At 38.9% G+C, this 23,899-nt stretch carries 16 protein-coding genes and 1 tRNA gene; 10 read left to right on the forward strand and 7 right to left on the reverse strand.

What is annotated here, in order from left to right; genetic code table 11:
* Positions 1-40: 40 nt before the first annotated feature.
* Positions 41-1,732 (reverse strand): sodium:solute symporter family protein, encoded by a 1,692-nt coding sequence (locus BM179_RS04100; protein ID WP_092012629.1) that lies wholly within the window; start codon positions 1,730-1,732, stop codon positions 41-43.
* A 522-nt stretch (positions 1,733-2,254) separates the two neighbouring features.
* Here BM179_RS04100 and BM179_RS04105 point away from each other — a divergent pair.
* The 4 genes from BM179_RS04105 to BM179_RS04115 all read left to right on the forward strand — a co-directional run bounded on the left by BM179_RS04105 (position 2,255) and on the right by BM179_RS04115 (position 4,805).
* On the forward strand, positions 2,255-3,022 hold the full coding sequence (locus BM179_RS04105; protein WP_092012632.1) for an SDR family NAD(P)-dependent oxidoreductase: 768 nt from the start codon (positions 2,255-2,257) through the stop codon (positions 3,020-3,022).
* Positions 3,023-3,088: 66 nt separating this feature from the next.
* Entirely contained in the window at positions 3,089-3,244 is a 156-nt protein-coding gene (locus BM179_RS25205) for a hypothetical protein (RefSeq protein WP_177219296.1), read from the forward strand.
* Positions 3,223-3,304, forward strand: a tRNA-Leu gene (locus BM179_RS04110). Before BM179_RS25205 ends, BM179_RS04110 begins: the two co-directional genes overlap by 22 nt.
* A 160-nt stretch (positions 3,305-3,464) precedes the next feature.
* Positions 3,465-4,805, forward strand: a complete 1,341-nt coding sequence (locus tag BM179_RS04115; RefSeq protein ID WP_092012634.1) for a trigger factor — start codon at positions 3,465-3,467, stop codon at positions 4,803-4,805.
* A gap of 79 nt (positions 4,806-4,884) precedes the next feature.
* On the opposite strand, the gene BM179_RS04120 is transcribed toward BM179_RS04115, so the two are convergent.
* Positions 4,885-5,262: a helix-turn-helix domain-containing protein gene (locus tag BM179_RS04120; RefSeq protein ID WP_092013642.1), complete on the reverse strand. Its 378-nt coding sequence runs from the start codon at positions 5,260-5,262 to the stop codon at positions 4,885-4,887.
* A 314-nt stretch (positions 5,263-5,576) separates the two neighbouring features.
* Between BM179_RS04120 and BM179_RS04125 the strand changes: the two genes are divergently transcribed.
* From BM179_RS04125 to BM179_RS04140, 4 genes are all read left to right on the forward strand, one after another.
* The gene (locus BM179_RS04125; protein WP_092012637.1) at positions 5,577-6,287 is read left to right on the forward strand and encodes a ClpP family protease; all 711 of its coding nucleotides are present in this window, start codon (positions 5,577-5,579) and stop codon (positions 6,285-6,287) included.
* Positions 6,288-6,484: 197 nt separating this feature from the next.
* A complete protein-coding gene (clpX, locus tag BM179_RS04130; protein WP_092012641.1) occupies positions 6,485-7,729 on the forward strand; it encodes an ATP-dependent Clp protease ATP-binding subunit ClpX in 1,245 nt (414 codons plus the stop codon).
* A 225-nt stretch (positions 7,730-7,954) separates the two neighbouring features.
* Positions 7,955-8,542, forward strand: coding sequence for a F0F1 ATP synthase subunit delta (locus tag BM179_RS04135; RefSeq protein ID WP_092012644.1), 588 nt, complete (start codon positions 7,955-7,957; stop codon positions 8,540-8,542).
* 59 nt (positions 8,543-8,601) lie between these two features.
* A complete protein-coding gene (locus tag BM179_RS04140; protein WP_092012647.1) occupies positions 8,602-9,324 on the forward strand; it encodes an alpha/beta fold hydrolase in 723 nt (240 codons plus the stop codon).
* Positions 9,325-9,393: 69 nt separating this feature from the next.
* Here BM179_RS04140 and BM179_RS04145 read toward each other — a convergent pair whose 3' ends face one another.
* From BM179_RS04145 to ade, 5 genes are all read right to left on the reverse strand, one after another.
* Entirely contained in the window at positions 9,394-10,842 is a 1,449-nt protein-coding gene (locus BM179_RS04145; RefSeq protein WP_092012650.1) for a SusD/RagB family nutrient-binding outer membrane lipoprotein, read from the reverse strand.
* A 48-nt stretch (positions 10,843-10,890) separates the two neighbouring features.
* On the reverse strand, positions 10,891-14,142 hold the full coding sequence (locus BM179_RS04150) for a SusC/RagA family TonB-linked outer membrane protein (protein ID WP_092012653.1): 3,252 nt from the start codon (positions 14,140-14,142) through the stop codon (positions 10,891-10,893).
* Positions 14,143-14,799: 657 nt separating this feature from the next.
* Positions 14,800-16,242, reverse strand: coding sequence for a SusD/RagB family nutrient-binding outer membrane lipoprotein (locus BM179_RS04155; RefSeq protein ID WP_092012656.1), 1,443 nt, complete (start codon positions 16,240-16,242; stop codon positions 14,800-14,802).
* Between the two features lie 12 nt (positions 16,243-16,254).
* On the reverse strand, positions 16,255-19,518 hold the full coding sequence (locus BM179_RS04160) for a SusC/RagA family TonB-linked outer membrane protein (protein WP_092012658.1): 3,264 nt from the start codon (positions 19,516-19,518) through the stop codon (positions 16,255-16,257).
* Between the two features lie 633 nt (positions 19,519-20,151).
* Positions 20,152-21,798: an adenine deaminase gene (gene ade / locus BM179_RS04165; RefSeq protein WP_092012661.1), complete on the reverse strand. Its 1,647-nt coding sequence runs from the start codon at positions 21,796-21,798 to the stop codon at positions 20,152-20,154.
* A gap of 293 nt (positions 21,799-22,091) precedes the next feature.
* Between ade and cmk the strand changes: the two genes are divergently transcribed.
* Positions 22,092-22,775, forward strand: coding sequence for a (d)CMP kinase (cmk, locus tag BM179_RS04170; RefSeq protein ID WP_092012664.1), 684 nt, complete (start codon positions 22,092-22,094; stop codon positions 22,773-22,775).
* Between the two features lie 15 nt (positions 22,776-22,790).
* Positions 22,791-23,879, forward strand: coding sequence for an NAD(P)/FAD-dependent oxidoreductase (locus BM179_RS04175; RefSeq protein WP_177219297.1), 1,089 nt, complete (start codon positions 22,791-22,793; stop codon positions 23,877-23,879).
* The last annotated feature ends 20 nt before the right edge of the window (positions 23,880-23,899 follow it).

The raw sequence follows: 23,899 nt of genomic DNA on the forward strand, positions 1-23,899 counted from the left end.
CGAATGAGAGGAGAGCCAAAATAGCTGATTTTTCTGAAAATCAATTATTAAGGGTTTTCTCTTTTTGAAACAGATTAAAGAACAAAGAAAATACAACCACAAGAATACAGCCAATCAGATTTAGCCACAAAAATGCAGTCAGATCAATCCACCAGGCATAGATTACGCAGGCTTCAGCGAGTATCGCAGCCCAGAAAACGGCATCGCCCCTTACGGATCTGAAATAAAATGCTACCAGAAATACACCCAGAATAGTGCCATAAAACCATGAGCCCAGGATATTAACCGCCTCAATCAGGCTGCCGAGATTTACTGAAAATTGTGCGACAATAATGCAGAAAATTCCCCAGGCAAAAGTAATTAAACGGGAAGCATTGAGGTAATGTTTTTCATTTTCATCCGGCCTGATCATTCGTTTGTAAATATCAACAATAGAACAGGACGTAAGCGAACTGAAAGCAGATGCCATAGAACCCATTGAGGCAAGCAGAATAACGGCTATCAGCAAGCCTACCATGCCTACAGGAAGGTATCTGGTGACAAATGAAAGAAAAATGTAATTGGTATCGTTTGTATCAGCTTCAGGATGGTATTTTTTTATAAGACTTTTTGTATCTTCTCTTAACACTTTTGCCTGCTTGTCGGCTTCAAGGACTTTGTCTTTTGCTGTTGAAATCTGCCCGTTGTTGTGCTGTTTAAGCGCTGTTTGTAAATCAAGTACTGCGGCTTTCTTTGTTTCAAAAATCTGTGTGTTTCTGGCTGCAATCTGCCGGTATTCATTAGTATGTTTTACCTTATTCAGTTCAGTCTGGTTGAAAAACAGGGGAGACTCATTGAATTGATAGAATACAAAAACCAGAACTCCCACAAGCAGAATGAGAAATTGCATGGGAATTTTTAAAATCCCGTTCATAAGCAGCCCAATCCGACTTTCTCCCACCGATTCACCGGAAAGGTACCTCCCGACCTGCGACTGGTCTGTACCGAAATAAGATAATTGCAGGAAAAAACCTCCGATTAATCCGGACCATACATTATATCGGTTATTTAAATCGAATTTCCAGTCTATTACATTCAATTTTCCCATTTTCCCAGCAATTTGAAGAGTATCTGTAAAACCGATTTTTTCCGGAAGTAAATGCACTACCATATATCCGGCCAGAAACATTCCTATCATCACTACTGCCATTTGCTGCATCTGAGTGTAAGAAATGGTTTTTGAACCACCATACATGCAATAAAGCGTCACTAAAGCTCCGGTAAGAATATTGGTCCAGTAAAGATCCCAGCCAAGAATAGTAGATAAAATAATTGAAGGTGCTGAAATGGTGATTCCGGTGGATAATGCCCTTGGCAGTAAAAAAAGAAGGGAGGTAAGAACCCTGGTCTTCAGATCAAAACGGCCTTCCAGAAATTCATACGCCGTAAAAACCTTCATTTTTTTGAACATCGGAATGAAAGTAATCGACAACACGATCATTGCGAGCGGTAAACCGAAATAAAACTGAACAAAGCGCATACCGTCGGTAAAAGCCTGGCCGGGTGCAGATAAAAAGGTGATAGCACTTGCCTGCGTAGCCATTACGGATAATGTTACATGATACCAGGGCAGCTGTCTGTCTGCTAATAAGAATCCTTCAATGTTTTGTTTAGAAGCACGTCCTTTCCACATTCCATACCCAACGATTCCTCCGAGGGTAAGGAGCAGCACGCACCAGTCAATATTCGTCATTATTTAATCAAAAAATTATATGGTTAGTATGCAAGCGTAATTCCGGCCCGGAAACATCTGTTGCGAGCTACTTGAAATATTCGCCGAAGAAGTAAAAAAGAGCAATCATTACCAATAAATTTATGGTGACAATCCAATAAAACTGCTTCCAGGATTTAATGAAAGGAGGGAGAGATTGTGTGTCTTCGTTTTGCATGGAAATATTTTTAATCAATAAAGGCAGACTCAAAAAGAATCTTTACTCAAACGATTTGTAAAAATAGAGAATAATTGCTTGTCAACAGACATACTCAACTTGCTAATCTTTCAAAAATAGAAATTTGCTGATTGTTCAGAGCAATCATCAGCATTTGCCGGTAATCTTGTCCTTTAACGAAGAAACGTTGAAAAACTGTATTTCTGCCATTCTATTATAAAATAAAACTATTTCAAGTTTCTTTTTGATTTATCCATACTAAATTTCTATCTTGTTATGCTTGCATAATATTTCAACATGCTGAATTTCAACATAAAACTAAGTATATGACTGCTAATGAGATTTTTAGTCTGGAGGGGAAAGTGGCGCTTATTACCGGAGCCAGTAAAGGAATAGGGGAGTCTGTTGCCCGTTTTTTTGCAGCCTGTGGAGCGAAGGTTGTTATTAATTCCAGAAAACAGGAGGATTTGGACAAAGTTGCGGCCAGTATTACTGAACAGGGGGGAATTTGCATCGGGATTGCCGGGAATGCCGGAGATTTGGCGGGTTGTAAGGTATTAGTAGATAAAACGGTTGAATTGTATGGTGGCATAGATATCCTTGTAAACAATGCTGCCTCAAATCCGGTTTACGGTCCTGTGCTGGAATGCGAAGAGTGGGCTTTTGATAAAATCATGAATGTAAACGTTAAGGCTCCTTTCGAATTGGGTAAACTTGTACACCCGGTTATGAAGCAGAGAGGCGGTGGTTCAGTCATTAATATCAGTTCCATTGCAGGAATTACACCTGATCCCGGTTTGGGAATGTACTCTGTTTCGAAAGCAGCTTTAAATATGCTTACTAAAGTTACTGCCAGGGAATGGGGGGCAGATGGGATTCGGGTAAACTCTATTTGTCCGGGTCTGATAAAAACAAAATTCTCAGAAGCACTGTGGAAAAACGATCAGATTTTAGCGCATTTTGTGAAGAAGCTGCCTATTGCAAGAATGGGAACTGTAGAAGAAATAGCAGGTCTTGCCTTGTTTCTTGCTTCAGATGCCTCCGGATATTGCACAGGTGGAATATATGCCGCAGACGGTGGAACAACTGTTTAACAGGAGGGCATTTTAAATTTTTTTCACAAAAAAATAATTTTTTTTTCATCAGGCAGATTTTCGTAAGTGTTTGATAATGAAATGGTGATGGCTTTAAATGAGCGTTCTGAGGGTTTTTTTGAGGATTTTTCTGAAAATATTTTTGAAGAGGGCTTGCAAATTAAAAAAGCTCTGCCTAATTTTGCAACTCCAAAACGCAAGCGGGCGTGGTGGAATTGGTAGACATACCAGACTTAGGATCTGGCGCCGCGAGGCATGGGGGTTCGAGTCCCTCCGCCCGTACTAAACAAAGCCCTCTTTACCGTTACAGGTTCTGAGGGTTTTTTCTTTTTGGGTTGGTAAGTATTATTGGTTCTCTGAAATATCATCAGAGAAAGACTAACACAGTTGCAGACTCAAATCCCTGAATTTAAAATTGCTTTTTAAATCCGAAATCAAAAAAATGAATATTACGCTCGAGAAAAATAGTAGTGTAAACGCTACATTGAAAGTTGCCCTCACAGAAGCTGACTACAAGGAAAAGGTAGATAAGACCCTTAAGGATTATCGTAAACGTGCAAATATCAAAGGTTTTCGTCCGGGAATGGTTCCAATGCCATTGGTTCAGAAAATGTTTGGTAAATCGGTGTTAGCTGAGGAGATCAATAATATCTTGAGTTCTTCAGTTTCTGAATATATCAAAGAAAATAAATTAAACATCGTTGGTGATCCGCTTCCGGCTCGTGAAGATCAGGATGCGATCGACTGGGATGCTGATAAAGAATTTAATTTCTCTTACGAACTTGGCTTAGCCGGTGAGTTTGAGATTGATTTTGCTAAACTTCCGACAGTTACTTCTTACGAAATCAAAGCAGGTGACAAAGAATTGGAAGATACTATCCAAAATCTTAAAGGCCAGTTTGGAGAGCAGATTCACCCTGAAGCTGTAGAAGCAGGTGACATGGTTTTCGGAACTTTCAAACAAGGAGAATGGGTTGAAAAATCTGCTATTCCATTGAAAGCTGTTAAAGAAGATGCCTTATCAGTTTTTGTTGGTGCCCAAAAAGATGATGTTTTGAAATTTGATATCCAGTCAGTTTTCGTTGACGAAAAATCTCTTGCTCTGGCAACAGGTAAAAAAGTTGAAGAAGTTGCTGCTTTGCAGGGAGAAGTTGAATTTACCGTTGAAGATATCACACGTCAGGTTGCTTCTGAGTTGACTCAGGAGTTTTTTGACAAAGTTTTAGGAAAAGATAAAGTAGCTTCAGAAGAGGAATTCCGTACTCAGGTATTGGAAATCGTTCAGTCTAATTACAAACGTGAAGCTGAATATCTTCTGAGAATCGACGCTGAAAAAGCTATCTTAGAAAATACTTCAATCGAATTGCCGGAAGAATTTTTACGTAAATGGCTGATCGCAATCAACGAAGGTAAATTTACGCCTGAGCAGATCGATGCTGATTTTGAAAATGTTAAACGTGATTTACGTTGGACTTTGATCAAAAATGAAATCGCTGACAAACATGAGGTGAAAGTTGATTATCCTGAAGTTGTTGAAAAAGCGAAAGATATGGTTCGCAGCCAGTTCGGATTCCAGGGTGGAGCAGAAATGGAAAACGGCATGGAAGAAATGATTGAGAAAATCGCAACAGGATATTTGACAGATAAGAGCAAATCTGATAATTTCATGAACATGTTCAATCAGGTTTATGCAGATAAAATCTCTAATGTTATCCTTGAGAATATTAAAGCTGATACAAAAGTTGTTGATGTTGAAGAATTCAAAAGTGTAATCGGAGCTTAATCAGCCTTGAAAGATAAACAGAAACGCCTGCCGGAAATTCCTTTCGGCAGGCGTTTATTTTATAGACCTTTCTGAATATTTAAAAGCCGATTTTCTGGCGTTCATGCTGATTTTGCAAGGTTCTGAAAACTTCTATGAATAACTGACGTTCATACCTTTCCTTCCAGAAATCAGATTCCTCCCGGAGTTTTTCCAGATCGGCAGAAATTTCTTCCGATTTCGAAATCACAGGATTTTGAATTATTGCTTTTTGAGGGAATGTCTCCGTTTCCAAAAGCTCTGAAAGAGAAACTTCCATAATACCGGCAATCTGCCTGGCTCTGTTGATAGTCAGATCCGTTTTATTTCTTTCAATATCACCATAAGCAGTAGTTGAAAGATTCAGCATGTCAGCCATATTTTCCTGAGAAAGCCCTTTCAGCAACCTCAATTGCCTTATTTTTTCACCAATTGTCATTTCCTTATTGTGTTTGATAGTAAGAAGATGTTCATCCTTTTCCCGAAGAATTATGGATATATTTTGAGTTTTTAACATCATAAAAGCATAAAATGTTCATGATTCCGACAATTTATCAGTTAAACCGATTAGGATTATATTATACTTTTTGCATCTTTGCTGTCAGAGTTATCAATCACAGAAGATGAATAATACGAGTAAAGGTCGATAAAAAGCTCGTCGAACTATTTTTGCCTGAGGAAGGTTTTCTTTCGGGAATGTGAGGTAAATAATTTAAACTACTATTTTAAAATTTAAAATTCATATAATTAACTATGTTTCCTAAAGACTTAAGTTCAGAAGAATTCAGAAAATATGCGGTTCATCACCGTGGCTTGAATGGTTTGGCTGTTGATCAATATATGAACCAGACAAATCAGATAGGAGGGGTTTCCCGTCCGTTTGTAGAAGATATGACTCAGTATATCATTGAAGAGCGTCCGATGCGTTTTGCCCAGATTGACGTGTTTTCACGTTTAATCATGGACAGAATCATTTTTATGGGTGTTCCGGTTGATGATTATATGGCCAATATTATCGTGGCACAAATGTTATTCATGGAGTCAACTGATGCTAAAAAAGATATTGTAATGTATATCAACAGCCCGGGTGGTTCTGTTTATGCCGGTTTGGGTATTTATGATACAATGAATTATATCCGTCCGGATGTAGCAACGGTATGTACTTCTCTTGCAGCTTCCATGGGGGCAGTACTTTTAGCAGGTGGTGCTGCGGGAAAACGTTCTGCCTTACCGCATGCACGTATCATGATTCACCAACCTTCAGGAGGTGCTCAGGGTCAGTCAAGAGATATTGAAATTACAGCACGTGAAATCGTGAAAATTCGTAAAGAATTATACGAAATCCTTGCCCTTCATTCAGGAAAGTCTTTCGAAGAAATTGAAAGAGATTCTGATCGTGACTACTGGATGCGTTCAGAAGAAGCGAAAGAATATGGTTTGATTGATGAAATTCTTACCCGTTAAAAAATAATGAGGCATGACAAATCTGAATCAGATCATTGAGAATGAGATAGAAAGATTTCATATTTGTTATTGAATCCTTATATTTGTCATCAATAAAAATGCTTACTACCAAGTTCAGAAGTAGTAAGCATTTTTGTTTAAAATTGAGTAAATTTACGTGCAGTAATCAGGTTTAAGAATATACCAACATAAAAACAATGCCAAAACAAACCAATTGTTCGTTTTGTGGACGAGGTAAAAATGAAGTTCAGCTATTGCTTTCAGGAATAGACGGACATATTTGTAATGACTGTTTAACGCAGGGTTATCAGGTCATTCAGGAAGAGTTGGCTCCTGAGAAACGAACTAAAGAGCGGAAAAAAGCTCAGAAATTTCAGGTAATTAAGCCAATGGAGATGAAAAAGTACCTGGATCAGTATGTAATTGGTCAGGATGAAGCTAAAAAACATCTTGCAGTGGCAGTATATAATCATTACAAGCGTTTGACGCAGACAAAATCAGAAGATGAAGTTCAGATTGAGAAATCGAATATCATTATGATTGGTGAAACCGGAACGGGTAAAACCTATCTGGCCAGAACAATTGCTAAAATGTTGCAGGTTCCTTTCTGTATTGCTGATGCTACTGTAATTACCGAAGCCGGATATGTGGGAGAAGATGTGGAAACAATTCTGACCCGTTTATTGCAGGCCGCTGATTATGATGTTGAAAAAGCTGAAACAGGAATCGTATTCATTGATGAAATTGATAAAATTGCCAGAAAATCTGATAACCCCTCTATTACAAGAGATGTATCCGGTGAAGGGGTTCAGCAGGCTCTTTTGAAATTGCTTGAAGGCTCTATTGTAAACGTTCCCCCGCAGGGCGGACGTAAACACCCGGATCAGAAGCTGGTAGCAGTAAATACAGAGAATATTTTGTTCATTTGCGGAGGTGCTTTTGACGGAATTGAAAGACATATTGCCAAACGTCTCAACTCCCGTCCGATTGGTTTCTCCGGCGATGATACATTCTTCGAGGCATTTGATAAAGATCAGATGATGAAGTATGTTTCTGCTCAGGATCTCAAATCCTTCGGTTTGATTCCTGAACTTTTAGGAAGACTTCCGGTAGTTACTTTCCTTAATTCTCTTGATAAGGAAGCATTGCTTTCGATTCTTGAATCGCCTAAAAATGCTTTGATTAAACAATATTACAAACTCTTCAAAATGGAAGGAATTGATCTTTCTTTTGAGAAAGAGGCGCTGGAATATATTGTTGATCAGGCCATGCAGTTTAAATTGGGAGCAAGAGGTTTGCGCTCAATTTGTGAAGCGATTATTGTTGATGCAATGTATGAATTACCTTCTTCTACTGATGTGAAGGATTTCACGATTACCTTGTCATATGCCAGAGAAAAATTTGAAAGAACAGTATTCCATCAGATGAAACGTGCTGCATAAGATTTCTTCTTAAAGAGATATATCATAGAACAGACCCTTTTCCAACCCGGAAAAGGGTCTGTTGTTTTACAAAAACAGGACGGCCATAATTTTGGGGAAAGAACTTTCGGCTTATGGCCGGATCAATGAAAATCTGAGAAATTTTACTAAAACTATTGTTCTTTCTACAACATGAGCATGTATATGTCGTTGTAAAAATGTGTTATTTTAATCCTGTATTTTATCATGAAAAGATTTACTCCACAATTTACCTTATCTATTATAGTTTTTGCATTTTTTCTGGTAAGCTCTTGTTCCAGCAGAAGAGTTATTGTTCAGAATCGCCCGCAGCCAGAGCTGGCATCTTCTCCGCCTGAGGATTATACTGCCTATAAATCTGCAGAAAACCTGAGTGGATTTACGACAAAGGAAGAGTCTGAAAGTGTAAAAAATGTTCCTGAATTGCTTGCTTCAGCAGATTTTAAAAAGATTGAGGAATCAGCCAGAGGAACAAAATATGAAGCAAAATTCGCAAAAATGAGAACGATTCTGGCTGACCTGGAAAGTAAGAAGAAGGTTTCCGGAATGAATAATAAGCCAGGAGCTAAATTGAACTTTGCCCAGAAATCAATTATTAAGAATCTGGAGAAAAAAGTCTCAAAAATGGCTAAAACCAATGACTTCAGTGACATGGACGGAACCCTGAAAATTGGTCTTATTCTCCTTGCAATCGCCATTTTATTAGCTATTTTTGGGCTTGGATTAATATCAGGAATTGCCGGACTTGTGGGAATAATCTGTACAATTATCGGTTTGGTTAATACTTACGGATGATAAGGTACTCAAATTGAGAGGATGATTATGTCGACCCGGAGAATAAAAATGGAAATTTAATGGAAAAGAAAGCAGTTGTGTTGCTTCATGGCTTTGGGGAAGATTCTTCTATCTGGAGTAGTTTTGTTTCGGCGTTTCAGGACGAATATCTGGTGTTGACACCTGATTATTCCAGAATTGATTCGTTTAAAAATATTGAGGATTATGCAGATTTTGTCTATGAAGAAATCAAGGCAAAAGGTGTGGAGAAATGTGCTGTTATCGGACATTCTATGGGAGGATATATAGCTCTTGCTTTAGCCGAAAAACATCCGGAAATTATGAGAAGTTTAGGGCTTTTTCACTCTACAGCTTTTGAAGATTCGGAGGAAAGAAAACAGATGAGGTTGAAAAATGTTAGTTTCCTTGAGAAAAACGGAACAGAAGCCTTTATCCGCAACTTTACGCCAAACTTGTATGCTGAACATTTTGTAAAGCAATATCCGGAGAAGATCAGTAATCATATTGAATCTTCATCAACACTTCCTGTTACAGCTCTGATTGCCGGGATGAATGCTATGAGGTTGAGACCAGATAGAAAACATGTCCTGAAAGCAGCTAAATACCCTGTTTTATTTATTATCGGGGAACTTGACAAAAGTGTTCCACCTGAAGATTCAAAAGCTCAGATGATGATTCCTAAGTTTTTCAGTGTTTCAATTCTTGACCAGGTAGCCCATATGGGAATGGTAGAAGAGCCGGAAAGTACATTGGCAACCCTGGAAAAATTCCTGAAGAAATAATGGTTTTTAAGCTGTCTAAACAAAAAATGCGACTCAACTGAGCCGCATTTTTTGTTTGATCAGAAGATCTTATTTTTTATCCCACCAAACACGGGTGTCGAAGCTGTCTTCACCTTGTACAGCCTGAACAGCCTTGTAGTTAGCACTGTTCAAATCACGTTCTGAAACAGGATAACCAAGTCTTCTTGGAATTTGCTTGCTTGGGTTAGCAGCACCAGGACCAGGAAGTAATGCAGGATAACCTGTACGTCTCCATTCAGCCCAGGCTTCATGTCCTTGCATGTAAAGAGCAACCCATTTTTGCTTACCGATCAACTCAAGCGCATTCGCGTCATTATATTTAACATCATTCTGTGCAATGAAAGCAGCAAAAGCAGCATCAGTATAAACGCCCCACTGATCCATTGAAGCTTTAATAGCAGCCTCATATGAAGATTTGGCATCGTCGCTGATCCAGCCCAATTTAGCTGCTTCGGCTTTTGAGAATAAAATCTGAGGATAGCTCAATACATAAGCAGGAGCATCTTGTTTTTTGATGATTTTTGCTGTAGGAAGAGAAACATCCGCAGGTTTAATTCCCGGGTTTTTCAATCCGTAAGGCATACCAACATAATCAAGAGAGTTAACAGTTTTATCGGCATAAGCACCTAAACGAGGGTCATTCAATGGTTTCATATAGTTAACCATTGTAGCACTTACTGCAAAATCCAAACGTCCGCTTGTAACAAAACTGGTGTACCATGGGTTTTCGTTTTGTGAATCCTGCTGATATTTGTAAACAAGGTTATCATCATTTGAAGTAAAAACACCATCAGCCAATGCTGCATTAAATTCTGTTTTTCCTTTAGCAGGATCTACTTTAGAAAGACGCAAAGCCAAAACCAGACGCAATGAGTTAGCAAATTTCTTCCATTTTGCATTATTTCCAGCGAATAAGAAATCTCCTTTTACCGGATTTCCTGAATCGAACTGTGCCTGAGCTTCTTTCAATTCTTTGAACAGGTCGTTATAAATATCCTGTTGTTTGTCGAATTTAGGACGGAAGTTATTATTCCCTTTCAATGCTTCTGAGTAAGGAATATCGCCCCAACGGTCAGTAACAACACTGAAATAATATGCTTTAAGAATACGGGCCAAAGCAATCTGGTTAGCATTTGAACCACCGGCAGTAGCAAGTCCTTTTGTTGCCGGATCTGTATTATAATTGATGATATACTGTAAGTTATTCATCGTTGTGTAAAAGATCGCATAATCAAAAGGTAAACCTGAGTAAGTTGAGATAGTCGTATAAGTAATCTCAGACCAGTGCTGTGCATAAAGAATCTGGGTAGCAGATCCGTCAGAAACACCTAGTCTGACAGTTCTCATGGCTCCCGTTAACATACTTGTAATATTGGGTTTGGATGCGTTGTTCGGGTCAACGTTCATATCACCGAAATCATCGACTTTGCAGGCTGAAGCTACCCAAATGAGGGCTGCAAGTACAAGCCAAAGTTTTCTGTTCTGTATATTTTTCATTTTAATAAAAGTCTTTAAGTGAAAATAACTGCGTTTTGATTACGGTTGTTAGAATGAGAATTTCAAGTTAACACCATAAGAACGTACCGGAGGCAGCTGACCACCTTCACCCCACATGCTTGAAGTTTCTGAAGGGTCAACACCACCACCCACTTTGCTGTAAATAAGGAACGGGTTACGAACAAGGAACGCAATACTTGCAGTTTTAAAAGGAGTCTTTCTCAATAAAAGACCCGGAAGGCTGTAGCCTAAATTGATTTCACGCATTTTAACATAAGTCTTGTCGTATGTCCAGTATTCGTTCAGGTCGAAAAGCTTAGTTTCATATAAAGTCTGCGCATCAACATAGATATCATTCGGAGAACCGTCAGCTTTAACAGCATCATCCAATCTTACACCACCACCAGTTGAAGGATCATCACGTTTTGGTTTACCACGGTCGTTAAGTCCGGCAGTTTGCTCACTAAGACCAGAACCTGCGTTGAACATACGGGTAGTAGAGTAGAATTTACCACCAACTACGAAATCAAACATTACTTTCAAAGTAAAGGCTTTGTATTTGAATGTGTTAAACACACCACCTTTGAAATCAGGAAGAACAGAAGCAATATCCTGACCGGCATCGTACAGATAGAATCCGTCAGGACCAACCATACGTTTTCCGTTGCTAGGGCTGTCGATTTTATTACCAGCTGCATCCAATGCCTGATAAGTTCTGATTTTCTTACCGACAATAACACCCCAGTCAGAACCTTCACGGGCTACTAAGGTCAATCCACTACCACCAAAGATAGGTACACCTGCAAACGGACTTGACTGAGCACCCTGGTTACCGTAAGTAGCTCCGATGTTGTCCAAACGATAAGCTTTAAGGTTATCTGCCAGTTCAATAACTTTAGAGCGGTTTTTGTCAACGTTTACGTCAATTTCCCATGAGAAATCTCTTGATTTAACAGCCATTGCATTAAGGTGTAATTCAACCCCGCTTGAACGGATGTTACCGGCATTAATCAAAGCACTTGTATAACCGCTTGATGATGGAACTGATAAAGGAACGATCTGGTTAACGTTGTCGGTGGTATAAACCGAAACTTCAAGGCCTAATCTGTTTTGGAAGAACTTCAAGTCAAAACCTCCTTCATACGAAGTAGAAAGACCTGGTTTCAGGTTAGTGTTTGGTAAACGGGCAGGGTTATACTGAGTCGGGTTTCCGGCAATTGTCGTACCTGTTCCTGTTTCAGCAGGGTTAATAGCAAGGAACGTCGGGTTGATCTGGTAAGGTCCGATATCAGAACCAACCTGTGCAACCGAACCACGGATTTTACCGAAAGAAAGAACTCTTCTGTTATCCATCAATTCAGTGAAGATAAAGCTCAATGAAGCTGATGGGTAGAAATATGAATTGTTTGCTTTAGGAAGTGTTGAAGACCAGTCGTTACGAGCGGTAGCTTCCAGATAGATCATGTCTTTGTAATCGATACTTGCAGAACCGTAAACACTGCGTACTTCTCTTTTCGACATGAAGTTAACAGTTGTAGGACGACCGATTGAGTTACCGATATTGTACAGGTCAGGAGTAGCCAAACCACCTGCTGTTGATTCAGAAATGAAGTTCAGGCTGTTTTGTCTGATGTTACCACCACCATTTGCATTAACAGTAATGTCTCCGAATTTTTTGTTGAATGACAACAAACCTTCGTAGTTATCTTCCACAGCAAATACAGAACCGATGGTATAGTTAGCAAGACGTTTTGTGCCTGAGGCAATTTTACTGTCGAAATTGTAGTTGTTGATATCTTTACGTGCCACAACAGAAGCAGAAAGGAAATCTGTCAATTTGTAAGTTAAACCTAAGTCTCCGAAGATTTTGTCATTGCGTACTGTACTGTTGTTCTCATAAACCTGAGTATAAGGGTTATCCCAGTAAAGCGGAGTAGTATTTTCAGGACCTGTGATGTTCCAGCTGCGATAAGTTCCGTCCGGATTACGATAGTTTTTCAACTGAGTCATATCCAATTGACGTTGGAACCATTGGTTAAATGAACCTACTGTCTGGTTAGAACCACTATATCCATCCGCAGGACGGTTTAAAGTTCTTTCATTTGCGTAGTTCAGGTTCAGGTTCATGGAGAACTTTTTAGACAGGTCATTTTTAACTTTTACCGAAAGATAATCTCTTTTCTGATTACTGTTAGGAATGATACCGTCAGCTGTAATATTAGTGTAAGATACGCGGAAGCTGTAATTGTCTCCTCTTTTTGAGAAAGCAATGTTATTGTTTATCGTTACACCAGTGTTAAAGAAGTCTCTTACGTTGTTAGGGTTTGGTGATAATGGAACTTGTTTTCCGAAATCAGGATCACTTGGAATCCATGAATACCAGGGTCTGTAAAGTGTTCCGTCCATTTTTGGTCCCCAGCTTTCATCTGCAGAATAGTCAAGAATTTTCTGACCATTGAAAGCTGCCCATGAAGCAGGGTGAACAGCCGGATTAAATTTGAAGATACCATAATCCTGAGAGTAACCTCCTCCATATTCGTTTTGATAAGTTGGTAATAAACTTACCTGATCAAAAGTAGTACTGTGGTTTACTTCAATACCGACACCATCCTGTTTGGTACCTTTTTTAGTAGTGATAACAATTACACCACCGGAAGCACGGTTACCGTAAAGTGCTGTAGCACTTGGTCCTTTCAAAACGTTAATGCTCTCTACATCATCCATGTTAACATAGTTGATATCAGTAGGAGTACCGTCAACTACATACAATGGATCAGCCCCTGTTAATGAGTTGATACCACGGATACGTATAGTAGGTGTTCCGAATTTGGCCCCTGATTGTCCGAATACCTGAACCCCTGAAACCTTACCAGCCAGGGCATCGGCAACGTTTGTGTTACGGGTAGCATTCAGCTTTTCAGTACTAACACTTTGTGAAGAAGAACCTAAAGATCTTTTGTCACGGCTTTGGTTGAGGGCAGTAACAACAACTTCTTCGAGTGCAGCAACATCTGCTTCTAATTTAACATCAACTGAATTTTGGGAGCCAACTGCGATTGATTGTTTTTTGAAACCAACAAAGGAGAAGACTAATGTTCCACCACTTGGAACGGAGATTTTGTAATGACCCTGAGCATCGGTGTTGGTACCTTTGGTTGTACCCTTCAATGTTACGCTTACTCCTGGTAGAGGTGAACTATCATCTGAGGAGACTACCTTACCTGTAACCTGCCTGTCTTGTGCTATTGCTTGCCCAACAAGAGCCATCAATAGCAGTAAATTGAATAAAAATTTTCTCATTTTTTAATTTGGTTTTAAGGATTGAATGAAATGGAAATCCTGCGCAAAAATAAAATTTTATTTGGGTTAAAACAATTTTATGTTTCGACTAAGTAAATATTACCAAATAATCTATTGCTGGCGTAGGGTTTTAACGAATAATAATCCAATAGTTGCAAGTATTTAAAAATATCTGAAAAATGCAACCAAATTATCTTCTGATAATAAAATTGTTCTTTGAAATGGCATTATTTTTAGTTCAGTATCTCGTTTACAGATTTGATTTTTGTCAATGAAAGCTGTCTTTTTTTGATAAAATCAAAAAAAATATTGTTAATAATTGTTAAAAATTTATTAAAATCTTTTTGGGGCTTTTTTTATTTTTTTAATAAAAAAAGCTGAATTCTTAAGAAAATTTAATCTTGAGAGAGAGGAATTTTGAGGTTGAGATTGGAAAAAGGGGATGATATGGAAGCTGATTTTCACAGAAAGATTCCTGAAAAAGCAGAGAAAAAAAATATCTGTATAACAAAAAACACCTAATCGCTATAGCTATACGTATGGAACTCAGGGGCGTAATAGTTATAAAAAAATTTAAAAAAAAGAAAATTTTAATTCCGGTAAGTAAGAAATGCAACCCAAGCGGGTTGCATTTCTTGTAATAATGCCAATGGCAAATCAGAATTTATCCCAGAATAATTTGGTAGAAAGCTTATCGTTACCAATTGCTGCTGAGGCAGCTTTATAATTTGCACCGTTCAAAGTTTGTTCCTTAATCGGGTAGGTAAATCTTACAGGAATATCGGCATAAGTCTTACCGGCCGGAGGGTTGAAAACCGGATAATCCAGACGTCTCCACTCGGTCCAGGCTTCAAAACCTCTGTTATAAAGTGCAAGCCATTTCTGCGTACCGATTTTCTGTTTGAAAGAACCTGTTGCTGTGGTATAGGCTACTTTCGGATTAGCCAGATATGTTTTAGCATCATCATCAGATCCACCCCAGTAAGCAATTGAAGCAGAAATTGCTTTATTATAATGTGCTTCCGCTGTTCCTCCCACATTGAATCCGCGGGCAGCAGATTCGGCCAGAGAGAATTCAACTTCCGCATAATCCATCAAAACACCTTCCAGCGTCGGATCATTGAATTTATCACCAATCTGTGAAAAGTTCGTGTAGTTCCCACCTCCGGCATATGGGCCGCCAATATAAGCATCATTTAGTTTAGTAAAATAAACAGCTCTTCTTGGGTCCTCCACAGCATTCATAATATCAACAATCGTATTGGCAGGAACAAAGTCATGTCTTCCGCTTTGTACCAGGTCTAACCATATCGGATTGGTATTGGGCACATCACCCCCGTATTTTAAAGTGGTATTATCTCCGTTTGAAGCAGGCAGTCCATTGGTAAAAGCTGCTTCAATCATCGTTTTGGCAGTTGACGCATCAGAATCGGCTAAAGTCAGGCCCATTTTAAGTTTAAGGAAATTTCCGAATTTCTTCCATTTGGCCATATCTCCGCCATAGACCAGATCTCCCGAACCAAACGATCCTCCTGAAGTATTGATTGAAGCAAGTGCTGCGTCCAATCTTTTGGCAAGATCGGTATAAATGGCTTTAGCATCATCATATTTAGGATTTACATTTGAAGGAGCAAGTGATTCAGCATAAGGAACGTTACCAAAGCTGTCAACCAACACCTGATAGCTGTAAATGGAAAGGAGTTCAATGGCAGCCAGTTTGTTCTTTTGTGCAATTTTATCGGCATCACTTAAAGGAACTTCAGCAGAAACCAGGGATTTAGCCTCCTTCAGGTTATTCAATACGCGAACGTACATTTGTAACCAATGTGCATCAGCAATCGCTCTCGAAACAATATCGTAATTGCTTTCGTCCAGATACGTAGTTTCTGTCCATTGCTGGGCAAATAGTCTGAATACGTTTCTGTTAACATTGGTATTTACAATCTGCTCAAATAAATTGGCTTCGGAAGTGGCAAAAACTGTAGCAGAAGGAACAGTTCCGGCACTTGGATGTTTGATATCTATATTAAGCTCCTCGATGTTACTCGTACATGCGGAGGCTAATAATAAGACTAATATGTATGAATATATTCGTTTCATGATAAATTACTTTTAGAATGAAAATTTAAGACTTGCTCCTATTTCTCTTACGGCAGGATAGACCCCCGACTGGAAACCCTGAATGTTACCGGAACTTAAACCATCTTCCGGATCGGCATAAGGAAGGTTTTTGTGGATGATCCAGAGGTTACGACCTACAATCGATAATGTAGCGTTTTTCACTACACCGGATTCTCCTCCGAATAAGCTGACAGGTAATTTGTACGAAATAGCAACTTCTCTTAATTTAACATAACTGGCATCATAGATAAATGCACTATTCGGGTTTCTCACATAACCGAACAAACCATAGTTCTCAGCACTTACGCGTTTCGTATTAGCTGATCCGTCCGGCAATACGCCGGGTACAATATATCCGCCACCTGAAGCAATAGAGCTTCTGACAGGATTTCCTTTGTCATTCAGGAATACAGTTTCAGGATATAAACCTGTTGCAAGACCGTAGGCCTGATCGAGTGAGAATACATTTCCTCCTTTTTGAATATCAATCAGGAAGCTGAATGAGAAATCTTTGTAAGAAACCGCATTGGAAATACCCATTTTCCAATCAGGATTGATATTCCCGATATTGTTATCAGCTCCTGTTCTCGCATAATACCCTGTATTATTACCTTCAGCATCCAATGCGATTACTTTCTGTCCTTTATCATTGAAAACAAAGTCTGTTCCCTTTAATACTCCGTAAGGCTGGCCTACAGTGGCATTAAGCGTTACACCTTGCTGGAATGATCCGATCTGTAAGTTATCGACACCGTCATATAGTTCGAGAACCTTGTTTCTGTTCATCGTGAAATTGACCGTAGTTTTCCAGGTTACATTTTTAGTCTGGATTGGGGTACCGTTCAGGGCAAGTTCAATACCTTTGTTCTCAATTGTACCGGCGTTAACATATTTACGGTCATAACCAGTAGCCTTGGATACTGAAACAGGCAGAATCTGGTCAACGGATAAAGTTTTATACAAAGCCAGGTCAAAACCAAGTCTGTTTTTCAGGAATTTCATTTCCAAACCAACTTCGGTACTTTTTGTACGTTCTGGTTTAAGATTCGGATTGTTTAATGTAGCATTTACCTGAAATAATGGTTGTCCGTTGAATGAATCTCTGTTATCCGAATTCAGGTTAGTTGGTTTAATGTACGTATTTACGATACTGAGAGGAGGAGCAGTGTTACCTACTTCAGCATAGTTAACTCTTATTTTACCAAAGCTCAGCCAACTGTTATTGGCCATAGCATTTGAGAAAATAAAACTACCTGATACCGATGGATAGAAATATGCATTATTAGAAGCCGGTAATGTTGAAGAACGGTCTCTTCTGGCTGTAGCGTCCAGGAATAACATATCTTTATATCCTAAAGAAGCACTTGCAAAAATACCGTCCTGGTATAATTCATAGAAATCTTCAACCGGAGCACTGATTGCCGAGGCTGAGTTGCCCAGTGAATAAAGACCCGGAACAATCAGACCTCCCTGAGTACTGGCCCGTATTCTGTCATCCTTGGTTCTTCTTACGTTAGCTCCGACTAAACCTTTCAGGTTGAAATTCTCATTAATGTCTTTATGGAAATTAGCAATCAGGTCATAGTTGATTTCGCTGAAAGTATGGTCAAAACGGCCATAGCGTGCTGTGCCGTTATTGTTGATTGATCCGACCGCTACACGTTCTTCCTGCAACTCTGTGTATGAGTCCATCGAAACCCTGCCTAAAACATCAAAAAAATCGGAGAATTTATAATTTAAAGCGGCATTTCCGAAAAGACGGTTTCTCCAGTCTGTTTCGTAGTTGTTATAACGCTGGAAATAAGGGTTGTCCCAGTAAATTGGTTTCAGATCAGTCGGATCGGCCCAGTTCCAGGTAATATTTTTGCCGGTTCTGTCATAAGCATCTCTCAATTCAAGAATGTCAACATTTCTTTGGTTCCATTGGCGGGCGCTTGACATAATGTTATCGTTATAACCGTTTGTATAACGTCCTTTACCATCCTGACGAACAAAATTGATATTAGTTGTGGCAGTGAGTTTCTTGCTGAAGTCATAAGAACCTCCAAAAGAGAAACTGTTTTTCTGAAGGCTTGAGTTAGGTAAAATACCGGTCTGATCGAAACGGGTATATGAAACTCTATAGTTACCATTTTCATTTCCGCCATCTAATGCCACACTTCCATTGAATGTTTTAGAATCATTAAAGAAAGCAGAATAGTCATTTTTAGCAGCAACCCAGGGACGGGCTTTACCGTAGTTTGGTGAAGTCGGATCAAAGGCAGTCCAGTCATATACCATTTTACTCGGATCAAAAGCAGCCCCGTAAGAAGCATCCTCACTGGTTGGAACTACCAGATCATTAACACCATCACCGTTAATATCACGATAAAGGAATTTCTTATCAGGCGATTCATAATAATTACCATAACCTCCTCCATACTGGTTTTGATATTTAGGAAAAGTGCTTCTGTCGATTGATCCGACGGTATAGCCGGCACTTACTGTAACCCCGATTCCTTTATTTTTTCTTCCTTTTTTGGTAGTAACCATTACTACGCCATTTGCGGCTCTTGAACCATAAAGTGCGGTTGCAGCAGCACCTTTAAGTACGTTGATTGTCTCAATGTCATCCGGATTAATATCCGCAGCAGCATTTCCGAAGTCATAACCACCACGTCCATTTTGTGTATCAAGGGAGTTGGTGTTGGTATTATCAATAGGAACGCCATCAACAACGAAGAGCGCCTGGTTATTTCCGGAAAGCGATTTGAACCCGCGGACAACAATGTTGGTAGAAGCTCCAAGGTTATTATTACGTCTGATTTCTACCCCGGAAACTTTACCTGAAAGGGAATTCAGGAAGTTGCTTTCTTTGGCTGTATTTACGGCATCTCCTTTAATTTCCTGAGTCGCATAGCCCAAAGATTTTTTTTCACGGGTAAGACCGAGAGCTGTCACTACAACTTCATCTAATGATGCTACATCAGCCTCTAATTTAATGCTGATGGATGTTTGGGAACCAACCAAAACAGATTGCTTTTTGAATCCGACAAATGAAAAAACCAGTGTTGATCCACTTGGAACGCTGATTTTGAAATTACCCGATGCATCAGAGTTGGTACCTTTGGAAGTACCTTTTAAAGATATGCTTACACCTGGTAAAGGAGAACTGTCATCAGCAGATACTACCTTACCGGTGACCTGCCTGTCTTGTGCCATTGCTTGCCCAACCAGGGTAATTAACAGCAGAAAGTTGAATAAAATTTTTCTCATTTTAAAACTTTGGTTTTAAGTATTGGATGAATAGAAATCTTCGCAAAAATAAAATATTATTTGGGTTAATACAATCTTTTGATTTAGTTGTATACGTTATGTCGGAATAATATATCGCAAATGTTTGATTATGGCAAATAATAGTTTGTTTTCCTAAATATTGAAGAAAAGGATAAAAATTCAATAAATTCAATATTGTATGATAATAAAACAAGATATTTTTGTACTATATCTGGATAAGAAAAAGGCTTGAAAATTTTCTTTTTGTTAAAAAAACACCCTTTTTTTTGATAAAATCAAAAAAGAAGCTGCTAATAATTATAGAAAAAATAATGGAGTCGTATATTGTTCTTTTTATAGGATAACATTGTTTTTTATGGAAAATCTCATTTTTAGTGAATAATCTGTGAAAAGAGGGGCTTCTTCATCAATTCATTTTTTACGAAGAATATTTTTTTCCTGCAAAAGAAAAAATTATTTCGGGGTATTGTGAATCTTTGAAAAGTACAGTGTAATCTTTGAAAAAATATATGAAATTTTATGAAGAAATACGAATAGTCGTTGTTAGTGAAGATTTTCTAGGTTCAGTGTTTTCGGGTTCTGTGAAGAGCGATCACAGAACCCGGTACATTACTATACGAGAAGCTTTGTAAATTGAAATTTTTGCCCGTCAAAAAGTCCGAGATCAGAGAGTTTTAAATTGGGAATAACGAGTAATGCCATGAAAGAAAGACTCATAAAAGGTGAGTTTAAGGTGCAGCCTAGTTCCCTTTTTGAGAAATGGTCAATCGCTGCGTAATTTCCGGCAACTTCATAACCATCTTCTCCGGACATCAGCCCTGCGATTGGCAGAGGAAGTACTTTTAACGCTTGGTCATTTACGGCGGAAACACCGCCTTTTACTTCGATAATTGCATTGACGGCCTTAGATATCGAAGCGTCGTCAATACCTACTGCTATAATATTATGGGAATCATGAGCAACTGATGAAGCGATAGCTCCTGTTTTCAGGCCAAAATTCTTAATAAATGCAATGGCAGGCGGGGAATCGGCATAACGATTTACCACCGCAATTTTCAGTAAATCATTTTCGGTATCAGAAACAAGAGCTCCGTTCCTGACTAATGCCGGCCATTCGGAAGCTAAGGTGATCAGCTGGCCATCTAAAACTTCAATTACTTTAATATTGGCATCGGCATTTACTCCCTCAGTTTTACAGATAAAGTCCTCAGGACTTTTCAAATTACAGTTGAAGTTGTTCACAATTTCACTGGGAAGATCGGGGATTTTTGAAATGCCGTTTTCAGAAACGAGTTCTCCGTTCAGGAAAGTCTTTAAAATATTGAAATTTTCCGGATTGTCAATCAGTATAAAATCAGCCGGATCGTCTGGTCTTAATAAACCTACCGGAAGTTTGTAATGCTGTACCGGGTTGACGCAGGCCATTTGTAAAACCTGAAACAAATCAAATCCTTTTGCCAGAGCTCTTTTTACTAATTGATTGATATGGCCTTCTACCAGATTATCAGGATGCTTGTCGTCGGAACAAAACATCATTTGTTCAAAATGCCCGGGGAGGAGATTAATCAGAGCTTCAAAGTTTTTGGCAGCAGATCCTTCACGGATCAGGATTTTCATGCCATATTTCAATTTATCAAGGGCTTCTTCTGCTGTAAAACATTCGTGGTCTGTCTGACAGCCTGCTTCAATATATCGTCTGGCCTCTTCACCTCTGAGACCCGGTGCATGACCATCTACAGGTTTTGAGTATTTTTGAGCTATTGCAATTTTAGAAAGCATATCCGGATCACCCATTAATACCCCCGGGAAATTCATTACCTCTGCCAGATAGCCTGTTTTCGGGTAATTTTTAAAAAGATATTCTACATCTTCCGGACTGATAACAGCCCCGGCGGTTTCAAAAACAGTAGCAGGGACACAGGAAGGAGCGCCAAAGCAAAACTTAAATGAAGTCTTTTCTGCATTTTCAAGCATGTATTCCACCCCTTTTACCCCTAAAACATTACCAATTTCATGAGGATCCGAAACTGTTGCCACTGTTCCGTGTACTACGGCCAGTCTTGCAAACTGAATCGGGGTAAGCATAGAGCTTTCTATATGAACATGGGCATCAACAAAACCCGGGAGCAAATAAGGAAAGGAAGGATCCGGATTTTCAGAAGATATTTCTATTTTATGAACCAGACCATTTTCGATAAAAACTTCTCCGAATTGAATATTTCTGTTAAAAATGTTGATGATATTGCCAATTATTCTCATGTTTAGCTTTAATTTGATATTTAGATAATCATAGAAACCGTTTGGGATTCTTTCATGCTATTTCTTGTTTCTGAATCCAAACATCTGACCAAGTTACTTATCTTTGCACAAAAACCTAAGGGGTTCATTTAAGAAATCATATTTTCCGTAGAGAATCATCTATCTTCATTTAATAAATTCCTGAAAAGAGAAATTGTTCATTAAAAATGAAGAGGAGGGTATGTTTTGTGAAAAATCAGACGTTTACCTTTTATAAAAATACAAGGATCCCCACACTACTGATATTATATTTTATGCAAAAAATTATTATTGCCCTCGACGGACATTCTTCCTGTGGAAAGAGTACCACAGCTAAACGTGTTGCCTCGCAATTAGGATATGCTTTTATCGATACCGGAGCAATGTACCGGGCTGTAAGTTTGTATTTTCATGAACATCATATTGCTTTGACAAACCCGCATGAAGTGGATGAAGCATTAAAGAAGATTCAGATTACTTTCCATTTCAATGAATTAAAAGGCAAAAGTGATACTTATCTGAATGGACTTAATGTGGAGGATGAAATCAGGAAAATGTATATTTCTGATTTGGTCAGTGAAGTGAGTGCTATTACTACAGTCAGAAAAGCAATGGTTGCCCAGCAACAGAAAATGGGTAAACACAAAGGTATTGTGATGGATGGAAGGGATATTGGGACCAAGGTTTTCCCTGAAGCCGAAGTAAAGGTTTTTATGACAGCTGATTCTGTGATCAGAGCGGAGAGAAGACAAAAAGAGCTGCTGGAAAAAGGGGAGCTGATTGATCTGGATGAAATTCTTGATAATCTTAAGAAAAGAGATGTTATGGACTCAACAAGGGAAGAAGGACCGCTTCGTCAGGCAGAAGATGCGATTTTGATGGATACTTCTTTTATGACGCTGGAAGAGCAGGTTGACTTTGTGATTAATTTACATGATAAGAAACTGGCCGGTAAATAGGGCCATTATTTAATATTGGGGAATATACAGGAATCTTTGGAATACGTTGATTTTATAATAGTAGGTCAGGGACTTGCCGGAACGGTTCTGGCCAATGCTTTACAGGAAGCAGGTCAGACGGTTCGTATTTTTAATAATGCGGAACTTCCTTCTTCGTCAAGAGTAGCCGCCGGAATTTTTAATCCGGTCACAGGAAGAAAACTGGTTAAAACCTGGCTGGCAGATGATATTTTTCCTTTTCTGGAGAAGTACTATGCAAAGCTTGAAAACAGATTCGGTCAAAAGTTTTTTCATGAAATTCCGATTTACAGACCATTTCCGAATGAAGAGGTCCGGCGGTTTTTTCAGAATGAGGAAATTATCAGAGAATTTGAAGCGTTTGCTACCATTGAGTTTGAAAATTCAAAGTATCAGGGAATTGTAAACAATGAGTTGGGAGGTGTAACTACTTCACATTCAGGCTGGGTTGATTTAAATACCTTTCTGGATGTCTTTAAGGCTTATTTCTCTTCAAAGGACATGCTTGTCAATCAGGCATTTGAGATTGAATCTATTCAGCTTACAGAAGATAATCTTGTGATTTATAAGGGGTTGAAGGCCGATAAACTAATTTTTTGTGAAGGATTTCATGGGAAAGATAACCCTTTTTTCAACTGGCTTCCATTCAATCCGGTGAAAGGGGAAGTGCTGGAAGTTGAAATAGAAGGTGTTCATTTACAGGAAATTATTAATCAGGGAGCATTTGTTGTTCCCTTACCGGATGGAAGGTATAAAGTCGGGGCAACGTATAGCTGGCATGAATTAGACTGGATTTCCACCATACAGGCCAGAGAAGAGCTTACCCTCAAATATGGTAAATTGCTGAAACCGCCCTTTAAATTCATTGCACAAAAGGCTGGCGTGCGACCGGCAACAAAGGATAGAAGACCGCTGATCGGACTTCATCCGGCGTTTAAACAATTGGGTATTTTCAATGGTTTGGGATCAAAAGGAGTATCCCTCGCACCCTACTTTGCGAAACATTTTACGGAATTTCTGACTGAAGAAAAAGAACTTGCTTCGGAAGTCAATATAAATCGTTTTGCTTCGTTATATTTAGCGTAGTTTCCCGTTAGAATGGCAGT

Origin of the sequence: Pseudarcicella hirudinis (assembly GCF_900115665.1) — a bacterium.
Classification (GTDB): domain Bacteria; phylum Bacteroidota; class Bacteroidia; order Cytophagales; family Spirosomataceae; genus Pseudarcicella; species Pseudarcicella hirudinis.

Coding starts and splice junctions, on each gene's coding strand:
- BM179_RS04100 (WP_092012629.1), bottom strand. CDS start 1,732: ATGACGAATATTGACTGGTGCGTGCTGCTCCTTACCCTCGGAGGAATC.
- BM179_RS04105 (WP_092012632.1), top strand. CDS start 2,255: ATGACTGCTAATGAGATTTTTAGTCTGGAGGGGAAAGTGGCGCTTATT.
- BM179_RS04115 (WP_092012634.1), top strand. CDS start 3,465: ATGAATATTACGCTCGAGAAAAATAGTAGTGTAAACGCTACATTGAAA.
- BM179_RS04120 (WP_092013642.1), bottom strand. CDS start 5,262: ATGACAATTGGTGAAAAAATAAGGCAATTGAGGTTGCTGAAAGGGCTT.
- BM179_RS04125 (WP_092012637.1), top strand. CDS start 5,577: ATGTTTCCTAAAGACTTAAGTTCAGAAGAATTCAGAAAATATGCGGTT.
- clpX (WP_092012641.1), top strand. CDS start 6,485: ATGCCAAAACAAACCAATTGTTCGTTTTGTGGACGAGGTAAAAATGAA.
- BM179_RS04135 (WP_092012644.1), top strand. CDS start 7,955: ATGAAAAGATTTACTCCACAATTTACCTTATCTATTATAGTTTTTGCA.
- BM179_RS04140 (WP_092012647.1), top strand. CDS start 8,602: ATGGAAAAGAAAGCAGTTGTGTTGCTTCATGGCTTTGGGGAAGATTCT.
- BM179_RS04145 (WP_092012650.1), bottom strand. CDS start 10,842: ATGAAAAATATACAGAACAGAAAACTTTGGCTTGTACTTGCAGCCCTC.
- BM179_RS04150 (WP_092012653.1), bottom strand. CDS start 14,142: ATGAGAAAATTTTTATTCAATTTACTGCTATTGATGGCTCTTGTTGGG.
- BM179_RS04155 (WP_092012656.1), bottom strand. CDS start 16,242: ATGAAACGAATATATTCATACATATTAGTCTTATTATTAGCCTCCGCA.
- BM179_RS04160 (WP_092012658.1), bottom strand. CDS start 19,518: ATGAGAAAAATTTTATTCAACTTTCTGCTGTTAATTACCCTGGTTGGG.
- ade (WP_092012661.1), bottom strand. CDS start 21,798: ATGAGAATAATTGGCAATATCATCAACATTTTTAACAGAAATATTCAA.
- cmk (WP_092012664.1), top strand. CDS start 22,092: ATGCAAAAAATTATTATTGCCCTCGACGGACATTCTTCCTGTGGAAAG.